This is a genomic window from Nocardiopsis sp. NPDC007018 (assembly GCF_040635075.1).
In the GTDB taxonomy this organism is placed as follows: Bacteria; Actinomycetota; Actinomycetes; order Streptosporangiales; family Streptosporangiaceae; genus Nocardiopsis.
In genome coordinates this window covers 1-8880 of sequence record NZ_JBEYHA010000094.1, presented here as the reverse complement: position 1 = coordinate 8880, position 8880 = coordinate 1, and the positions used below count along the sequence as shown (strand labels likewise).

Below are 8880 nucleotides of genomic sequence, written 5' to 3'. Positions count from 1 at the left end.
CTTGGGCGAGGGAGTTCAGGTGTTGCGTCACAACAAGACCATGGGCTCCCTCGCCTCATGCTCAGACCACGCACCCCTGGGAATTACTCATCTAGCGGCCCGGCACACCCCGGTCTGACGTGACGGAGGTCGGGCCCGGTACGCCACTGGTGGCGCACCGGGCCCGACGCGTGGACGCCCCGGCCCCTCCGGGAAGTTCCCGTTGTACGGAATAGCACGGTTGTGTCCCGCGCTGAAACAATCCGGTGGCAGCTGTCGGTGCCGCTGGATAGGTTGGCCCGCACACACGCGAACCGTGCCCCTCGGCATGTCCGGGAGCCGACGGCGCGTGGGTCGGGCCGGCCGGAGCGAACCGGCCGAGAAGAGGAAACGGGGGGCGTATGGCGCAGGGCACCACCACGGCGGACCAGACGACGCGGGAGGCGGACCCGCCCGGCGAACCCAGCGCCGAGGGCACCGGCGCTCCGGCCCAGGCGACCGACCCCCACAAGGGGGTCTTCGCACGAGGGATGCGCGTCCTGGGCGTGGCCGCCCGCACCGAGCCGTGGATCTTCCTCGCCGCCGTCGCCGGAGCGATGCTGCACGCGGGCGTCACCGTGGGCTCCGCCTCCGTCCTCGGCTACCTCACCGACCACACGATCATCCCCGCCTTCTCCGCCGGGCAGACCACCACGGCCGCCCTGGTCGCCGCCGCAGCGCTGCTCATGGCAGTCGGCCTCGGCAAGGCCGTGGGCCTGGCCCTGCGCCGCCTGCTCGCCGGGCTCATGCAGTTCCGGATGCAGGCCCGGTACCGCCGCGCCGTCGCCCGCAAGTACCTGGAGCTCCCGCTCTCCTGGCACCACCGCCACCCCACCGGGCAGCTCCTGTCCAACGCCAACGCCGATGTCGAGGCCGCATGGCAGCCGCTCGCCCCACTGCCCATGGCCGTCGGCAGTGTGTTCATGCTGGTCATCGCCTCCGTCGCGATGATCGTCACCGACCCCGTCCTCGCGCTGGTCGCCTTCGTGGTCTTCCCCGTCCTGGCGGTCGCCAACGTCGTCTTCCAGCGCCGCGTCTCCCCGATGGCCTCCCGCGCCCAGGCCCTGCGCGCCGAGGTCAGCGGCGTCGCCCACGAGTCCTTCGACGGCGCCCTGGTCGTCAAGACCCTCGGCCGCGAGGACACCGAGACCGAACGCTTCACCGAGGCCGCCCACCGCCTGCGCGACGCCCTCATCCAGGTCGGCCGCATGCGGTCCCTGTTCGACCCCTTCACCGAGGCCCTGCCCAACTTCGGCGTCCTCGCCGTCCTCCTCCTCGGCATGTGGCGCCTGTCCACCGGCGCCATCGAACCCGGCGACCTCGTGCAGATCGCCTTCCTCTTCACCCTCCTGGCCCTGCCCATCCGCTCCTTCGGGTGGATTCTCGGCGACCTTCCCCGCAGCGTCGTCGGATGGGACCGGGTCCAGTCGGTCCTCGGCTCCGGCGGCACCATGGAGCACGGTGACCGGACCCTGGAAGCCGCCGAGCGCGGCCTGGCCCTGAGCGTGCGCGACGTCACCTTCTCCTACGCCGACGCCTACGACGCCGAGGGCGGCGGGCGCGACCTGCTGGACCACGCCGCCACCGGGGCCCGCACCACCGTCCTCAACGGGGTCGACCTCGACATCGCCCCCGGCCGCACGGTGGCCCTCGTGGGGCCCACCGGGTCCGGCAAGTCCACGCTCACCACGGTCCTCATGCGGCTGGTCGACCCCGACTCCGGCACCGTCCGCTACGACGGCGCCGACGTCCGCGACCTGGCCCGCGACCAGATCCCCCGGCACGCCGCCCTCGTGCCCCAGGGAACCTTCGTGTTCGAGGACACCGTCCGGGACAACGTCTCCCTGGGCGCGGCCGGGGTCGACGACGCCCAGATCTGGGCCGCGCTCCGCCTCGCCCGCGCGGACGGGTTCGTCGCCCAACTCGACGGCGGGCTCGACGCCCGCCTCGGCGAGAAGGGCACCTCCCTGTCCGGCGGCCAACGCCAGCGCCTGGCACTGGCCCGCGCCATCGTCCGCCGCCCCCGGCTGCTGATCATGGACGACGCCACCTCAGCCGTCGACCCGCAGATCGAGGCCCAGATCCTGGCCGGGCTGCGCGAACGCGACGACGCCGCCACCGTGGTCGTCGTGGCCTACCGCAGGGCCACCATCGAGCTCGCGGACGAGGTCGTCTACATGGAGGGCGGCCGCGTCCTGGCGCGCGGTACCCACACCGAGCTCCTGGCCGACTCCAGCGGCTACCACAGGCTCGTCACCGCCTACGAGCGCGCCTCCGCCGAGAACGAGGCCGAGCGCACACCCGTCCCCGAGGAGCCCGGTCCCGCGGAACCCCACCGACCCGCCGCGGGACACGGCCCCGACGCCACCGAGGAGACCAGCCGATGAGCGCACCGACCCAGCCCCGCACCGACGACAGGTCGGAGCGGGAGCCCGGGGCCGGGCGCCCCGAACACGACGCCGCCCCCGCCCTGCACCGGAACCAGGACTCCGCGCTGGGCACCGTCCGGCGCGGCCTCCAGCTGTCCCCGGAGTTCGCCCGGGGCCTGTGGCTGACCCTGCTGTTCGCGCTCGCGGCCACCGGGGGCAAGGTCATCGTCCCGGTCGCCGTGCAGCAGATCATCGACCACGGGCTGTCCGCGCAGGGCGGACCGGACCTCGGGTTCGTCACCCGCATGGTGGCGACCTGCGCCGGACTGCTCGTCCTCACCATGATCTGCTCGTACCTGATGAACCTGCGCCTGTACCGGGCCACCGAGTCGGGTCTGGCCACCCTGCGCCGCAAGGCCTTCCGGCACGTGCACGACCTGTCCGTCCTCACCCAGAACAGCGAGCGCAAGGGCGCCCTGGTCTCCCGGGTCACCGGCGACGTCGACCAGATCAGCACCTTCATGCAGTGGGGCGGCCTGCTCCTGCTCGTCAGCACCGGCCAGCTGCTGGTCGCCACGACGCTCATGGCGGTCTACTCCTGGCAGCTCACCCTCGTGGTCTGGATCTGCTTCCTGCCGCTGCTCTTCGGCGTGCGCTGGCTCCAGAAGCTGCTCTCCCGCGCCTACCTGACGGTTCGCGAACGCACCGGTGACATGCTCGGCGCCATCGGAGAGACCGTGATGGGCGCCGCCGTCATCCGCGCCCACGGCACCGAGGAGCGCACCGCCACACGCATCGACACCACGGTGCTGGCCACCCGCCGCGCCCAGGTGAAGGCGCAGCGCCTGTCCATGGCCGTCTCTCCCTTCGCGGAGATCGTCGCCGCGGTCGGCAACGTCGCGGTCGTGCTGGTCGGCGTGTGGCTGGGCGTCGGCGGGGACCTCACCGCGGGTCAGCTCATCGCCTTCCTGTTCCTCATGACCCTGTTCATCCAGCCGATGATGATGGCCACGGAGATCTTCAACGAGGCGCAGAACGCCATCGCGGGCTGGCGGCGCGTGCTCGGGGTGCTCGACACCGTCCCCGACATCGCCGACCCCGGCGAGGCCGGGCGCGTCCTGCCGCGCGGGCCGGTCCGCGTCGGCTTCGACCGGGTCACCTACTCCTACCCCGAGGGCCCGGTGGTCCTGGACGACGTGGACGTGGAGATCGCCCCCGGCACCCGGGTCGCGGTCGTGGGCGAGACCGGGTCGGGCAAGACCACCTTCGTCAAGCTCCTCACCCGCCTCATGGACCCCGCCTCCGGCACCGTCCGGCTGGACGGCGTCGACCTGCGCGAGGTCGCCTTCTCCTCGCTGCGCAGCCGCGTCGTCATGGTGCCCCAGGAGGGGTTCCTGTTCGACAGCTCACTGGGCGACAACATCCGCTTCGCACGCCCCGAGAGCACCGACGCCGAGCTGGAGGCCGCGATCGGGGAGCTCGGCCTCGGGGAGTGGCTGGCCAGTCTCGCCCACGGTCTGGACACCCCGGTGGGACAGCGCGGCGAGTCGCTCTCGGCGGGTGAGCGCCAGCTCGTGGCACTCGTGCGCGCCTACGTCGCCGACCCGGACCTGCTCGTCCTGGACGAGGCCACCTCGGCGGTGGACCCGCACACCGAGGTCCGCATCCAGCGGGCCCTGGACCGGTTGACCCGAGGGCGCACCTCCGTCGCGATCGCGCACCGGCTCTCCACCGCCGAGGCCGCCGACCGGGTCCTCGTGTTCGACGAGGGACGCATCGCCCAGAGCGGCTCCCACGACGAGCTCGTGGCCCGCCCCGGCGTGTACGCGGACCTGTACTCCTCCTGGGTCCGCTCCTCGGCCTGACCGGGCGCCCCGGCCTACCCGCGCCACCAGTGCGCCGCGAGCAGTTCGGCCACCAGCGGTTCGGTCAGCAGGCTCACGTCCGGGTCGCCGTCACCCGGGTAGCGCACGCTCAGCCCCGCCCCCGGCACGCGCTCGCGTCCGGGGGTGGCGCCCACCGCCACGAAGGCCCCGCGCAGCTGCCCCAGGTGCTCGGCGAAGCGCTGGTCGTGGGCGGACCCCGCGAACAGCAGCGCCCGGTGGTCGGTCACCGCCGCCAGGTACCGGTCCGAGTGCGACCACTCGCCGGTCTCGGCGGCGCGCGCCACCCGGATCGGGCCCCTGCGCAGCACCCGCACCCCCTGCCCGGCCGAGGCCAACCGCTCGGCCGGGGCCACCAGCGCGACCCCGTCGGGGGAGTCCAGCACCCGGGCGGCCCGCGGCACCCACTCCGGGGCACCGTCCAGAAGTACCCGCGACGCGTTGGCCACGCGCCGGAGCAACCCCGGGAAGTTCGCACTGCTCCCCGTCGCGGGAGCCCCCAGCCGGTGCCCGAGCAACAAAAGCAGCGCCAGCGCGTGCTGGTAGGCGCGACATCCCGTCCCCGACTGCTCCCCACCCGCGCGCAACGGCACCAGCAGGTCGGCGTACCGCCCCACCACCGCGTCCTCGTCCGGGGCCAACACGATCACCGGAGAGCGCCCCACGTAGCGGTCCAGGGCCACGCACAGCTCCCGCTGGCCGTCACCCAGGCTCACCGCCACCACGAGCGTCTCCGGGCCCGCCGGGGGCTCCTCCACGGAGGTCGAGTAGTCGGCGTGCGCCGCCACGCCCCCGCGCCGCAGCCGGGCCGCCGCCACCTCGCAGGCGCCCCGCGCCGGACCCAGGGCCAGGAACCGCACGGAGGCGGGCTCGTCCCCCAGCAGCGCGGGGAGCGCCGCGTAGGGGTCCCAGCGGGGAAAGCGCTGGGCGAGCGCGGTCAGGGCGGCGGGTTTGCCCGCCAGGTCGGCGGACAGGTGCTCGGCGGTCACGTGAGCTCCCAAGCTGGCAGAACCGTCGGAACGGCGACGTCAGGGACGCACGCACTCTAATCCCCTCCGCGCGCCGGGGAGTGACCGGTGTCAAACAGCACCCGGTGGGCACGGCGCGCGCGGCGGCCATAACCTGGAACACATGAGCGCCACCCACCTTGACCCGGACATCGCCGCACGTCTGAAGCGCACCGCGGACGGCCTGGTCCCCGCCGTCGTGCAGCAGCACGACACCGGGGAGGTCCTCATGCTGGCCTGGATGGACGACGAGGCCCTGTACCGGACCCTCACCACACGCGAGGCCACGTACTGGTCCCGCAGCCGGGGGGAGTACTGGGTCAAGGGCGCCACCTCCGGAAACACCCAGCGCGTGGTGTCGGTCGCCCTCGACTGCGACGGCGACACCCTCCTGGTCGGCGTCGACCAGACCGGCGCCGCCTGCCACACCGGCGACCGCACGTGCTTCGACGCCGGAGCCCTGCTGTGAGCCGCGCCACGGCGCTCGCCCGCCGCGAGTACGGGGTCACCACGCTCGCCATGGCCGCCGGCGCCGCACTCATGCTGGCCGCCTCCGGGCGCGTGTGGGCGACCGGCGAACTCGCCTCGCCCGGTCCGGTCGCCGCCGTCACCGTCGACCTCACCGGAGGCGACCTCACCGGCGCGCTACGCGGCCTGGGCTGGGCCGGGCTCGCGGGGATCGCGGGGCTGTACGCCGCCCGCTCCTGGCCCCGCCGCGTCGTGGGCGCGCTCATCGCGGCGTGCGGCGCGTTCGCCCTCACCTCGCTCTGGTCGGCCACCCGCCCCGGCACGCTCACCGAGGCCGTCGCCCGGATGGCCACCGACACCGCGGGCGCCGCGCAGGGAGCCGGAACGCCCGAGCTCCACGCGCTGGGACCCGCGATGGGCGCCGCCGGGGCGGTCCTGCTGATCCTGACCGGCCTGGTCGCGGTACTGCGTGCCCCCGCCTGGCCCGGTATGGGAAACCGGTACGATCGGGACGCCGCACCGCGTCCGCGCCAGGCGGAGACACCAGCCGACCTGTGGAAATCGCTGGACGCGGGTGAGGACCCCACTCTTGGCGCCCCGGAGGCCGGAGCGCCCGCCGCAACCGAACGGGCGGCCCGCGCCGCCTCCGGTGACCACACCGAACCCGCACCGCTGGCCGACCGGCCAGCCCAACCCGAGGAGAGCCCCTGATGGCCGACGCCCACCACGAAGAGCACGACGACCACGGCAACACCGTGTCCGCCTGGTTCCTCACCGTCTCCTGGATCGTCGCCTGGACCGTGGCCGCCGTCGCCATCATCTTCGGCGGCGCCCTGATCACCTGGACGGTCATCGCCCTGGTCGCCAGCATCGCCCTGGCCGCCGTGGCCGGTGTCATGAAGAAGGCCGGCCTGGGCCGTAAGGAGCCCCGCCCGATCCCGCCGACCCGCGAGGAGTGGGAGGCCGGTCGCAAGACCGCCCCCGCCACCGCCGCCGCGAAGTAGTCACCGCGTCCGGAGCCTCCGGCGACCCGCCGAGCGCGGGCGCCCGGGGGCCCGCGCGGCCCCCGCCAACCGACTTCCGCCGAGGACACCCTCCATGAGCCATGGTCAACCGCCTCCGGGGCAGGTCCCGTTCCACGGCGCTCCCGGATTCCACGCGTACCCGCCCGCGGGAGAACCGCCCAAGAGCTACACGGCCTTCAACATCCTGGGCATCTTCGGCTGTTTCGGCATGACCAGCGTCATCGGGATCATCGGCCTGGTCTTCGCGCTCCAGGTCAGCAGCAAGTGGCACATCGGCGACTACGCCGGTGCCGAGTCCGCGGCCAACACCGCCAAGATCCTCGGCATCATCGGCCTCTGCTGCTTCGTGGTGTCGGCCCTGGCCGTCGTCCTCTACGTGGCGCTGGTGTTCACGGGCGTCATCCTCGCCGTCGCGGGCTGACCCCCGGCTCCCGCACGGGGGCCGCCGGTAGGGTGGTCGGGTGCCGCACGCCGACCGCCCCGCCCCCCTCCTCCGCCGCGTCCACCCGGCCGTCTGGCCGGTCTCCCTCGGCCTCCTCGGCCTGGCCGGAGCCGTCCTGCTGCACCTGGTGGACCCCAACGAACCGGGCAACTACCCCACCTGCCCCTGGCTCCTGCTCACCGGCACGTTCTGCCCCGGCTGCGGCACGATGCGGGCCGTCGCCCTGCTCACCCGCCTGGACCCGGTCGGCGCCCTCGGCATGAACCCGCTCCTGGTGCTGCTCCTGCCCTACCTCGCGTTCACCTACGCGACCTGGCTGGCCGGCTCCCTCAGACCGCGCGCCCGTCCGCCCCGACCCGCCCCCGTCTGGTTCGTCTGGACCCTCCTGGCGGCCTTCGTGGTCTTCTGGATCGCCCGCAACCTGCCCTGGTTCTCCTTCCTCGCCCCCGCCACACCGCTCCTGCCCGCCTGGTGACCCGGAGGCGTCCCGAAGACCCCGGTTCGTACCGAACGCCCGCAATCCCCCGGCGCGGTGATCCGGGGGCGGGGGCCCCGCGGCCCCCGAGGGTGGATACGATGACCAGCACACGGTGTGACGGCCCCCGCGCCGCACCCGACCGGAACCGCCGCGCGTCCGCCTCCGGGTCGGCCGCCGCGAACCGCAACCATGGACGAGGGAGCAAGAACCTGTGAGCGTGCTCGACGAGATCCTCGACGGAGTACGCGCTGACCTGGCGCAGCGACAGGCGGAACTCCCCCTGGACCGCCTCAAGGCCCGAGCCGAGTCGGTGCCCGCCCCCCAGGACGCCGAGGCCGCCCTGCGCCGCCCCGGGGTCCACGTCATCGCCGAGGTCAAGCGGGCCAGCCCCTCCAAGGGGCCGCTGGCCACCATCACCGACCCCGCCGCCCTCGCCCGCGACTACGAGGCGGGCGGCGCGACCTGGATCAGCGTCCTCACCGAACAGCGCCGGTTCAACGGCAGCCTGGACGACCTGCGCGCCGTCCACGCCGCCGTCGAGACACCCCTGCTGCGCAAGGACTTCGTGGTCAGCTCCTACCAGCTGTGGGAGGCCCGCGTCTTCGGAGCCTCCGCGATCCTCCTCATCGTCGCCGCCCTGCCCCAGGACGCCCTGGTCTCCCTGGTCGAGCGCGCCCGCTCGCTGGGCCTGACCCCCCTGGTCGAGGTCCACGACGAGGAGGAGGTCACCCGCGCGCTGGACGCCGGAGCCACCGTCATCGGCGTCAACGCGCGCAACCTCAAGACCCTGGAGGTCGACCGGGACACCTTCGCCCGGCTCGCCCCCCTCATCCCGGCGGACCGCGTCAGAATCGCCGAGTCGGGAATTCGTGGCCCGCACGACCTGCTGGCCTACGCCGGAGCCGGAGCCGGGGCCGTCCTCGTGGGCGAGAGCCTGGTCCGGGGCCGCGACCCGCGTGAGGCCGTCGCCGACCTGGTCACCGCCGGCGCCCACCCCGCGCTGCGCGACCGGAACTGACGAAGGCGCACACGATGGGACCGACGAAGGCGAACACGGAGCACGAGCGGCCCGCGCGCCCGCTCCGGCGCCGATGGCGATGGCTCTAGGGAGCCCGTAGGAACGCCCACGGGTTCCCGCCGCCGCGTCGATCCGAACCACCCCGCGCCGCCCGAGCCAGGCGGCGCACGAC

Annotated in this window: 9 protein-coding genes; 8 read left to right on the top strand and 1 reads right to left on the bottom strand. The window is 73.8% G+C overall.

Translation table 11 applies throughout. The annotated features are described in order from the left end of the window. Positions 1-380 precede the first annotated feature (380 nt). Together ABZ635_RS26750 and ABZ635_RS26745 are read left to right on the top strand one after the other, a co-directional pair. Positions 381-2405, top strand: coding sequence for an ABC transporter ATP-binding protein (locus ABZ635_RS26750; protein WP_357769980.1), 2025 nt, complete (start codon positions 381-383; stop codon positions 2403-2405). After that, positions 2402-4252, top strand: coding sequence for an ABC transporter ATP-binding protein (locus ABZ635_RS26745; protein WP_357769979.1), 1851 nt, complete (start codon positions 2402-2404; stop codon positions 4250-4252). Before ABZ635_RS26750 ends, ABZ635_RS26745 begins: the two co-directional genes overlap by 4 nt. Positions 4253-4266: 14 nt before the next feature. On the opposite strand, the gene ABZ635_RS26740 is transcribed toward ABZ635_RS26745, so the two are convergent. Next, entirely contained in the window at positions 4267-5259 is a 993-nt protein-coding gene (locus ABZ635_RS26740; RefSeq protein WP_357769977.1) for a sugar isomerase, read from the bottom strand. Positions 5260-5401: 142 nt separating this feature from the next. Here ABZ635_RS26740 and hisI point away from each other — a divergent pair, with 142 nt between their 5' ends. The 6 genes from hisI to trpC all read left to right on the top strand — a co-directional run bounded on the left by hisI (position 5402) and on the right by trpC (position 8708). Continuing rightward, the gene (gene hisI, locus ABZ635_RS26735; protein ID WP_357769976.1) at positions 5402-5746 is read left to right on the top strand and encodes a phosphoribosyl-AMP cyclohydrolase; all 345 of its coding nucleotides are present in this window, start codon (positions 5402-5404) and stop codon (positions 5744-5746) included. A 50-nt stretch (positions 5747-5796) separates the two neighbouring features. After that, positions 5797-6456, top strand: a complete 660-nt coding sequence (locus ABZ635_RS26730; RefSeq protein ID WP_357769982.1) for a Trp biosynthesis-associated membrane protein — start codon at positions 5797-5799, stop codon at positions 6454-6456. Beyond that, positions 6456-6749 carry an HGxxPAAW family protein gene (locus tag ABZ635_RS26725; protein WP_357769975.1) on the top strand — a complete coding sequence of 98 codons (294 nt, stop codon included), beginning with the start codon at positions 6456-6458 and terminating at the stop codon, positions 6747-6749. Before ABZ635_RS26730 ends, ABZ635_RS26725 begins: the two co-directional genes overlap by 1 nt. Positions 6750-6843: 94 nt before the next feature. After that, positions 6844-7191, top strand: coding sequence for a CD225/dispanin family protein (locus ABZ635_RS26720; RefSeq protein WP_357769973.1), 348 nt, complete (start codon positions 6844-6846; stop codon positions 7189-7191). A 40-nt stretch (positions 7192-7231) separates the two neighbouring features. Next, on the top strand, positions 7232-7687 hold the full coding sequence (locus ABZ635_RS26715) for a DUF2752 domain-containing protein (RefSeq protein ID WP_357769972.1): 456 nt from the start codon (positions 7232-7234) through the stop codon (positions 7685-7687). A 214-nt stretch (positions 7688-7901) separates the two neighbouring features. After that, on the top strand, positions 7902-8708 hold the full coding sequence (gene trpC / locus ABZ635_RS26710; protein WP_357769971.1) for an indole-3-glycerol phosphate synthase TrpC: 807 nt from the start codon (positions 7902-7904) through the stop codon (positions 8706-8708). Positions 8709-8880: the final 172 nt, after the last annotated feature.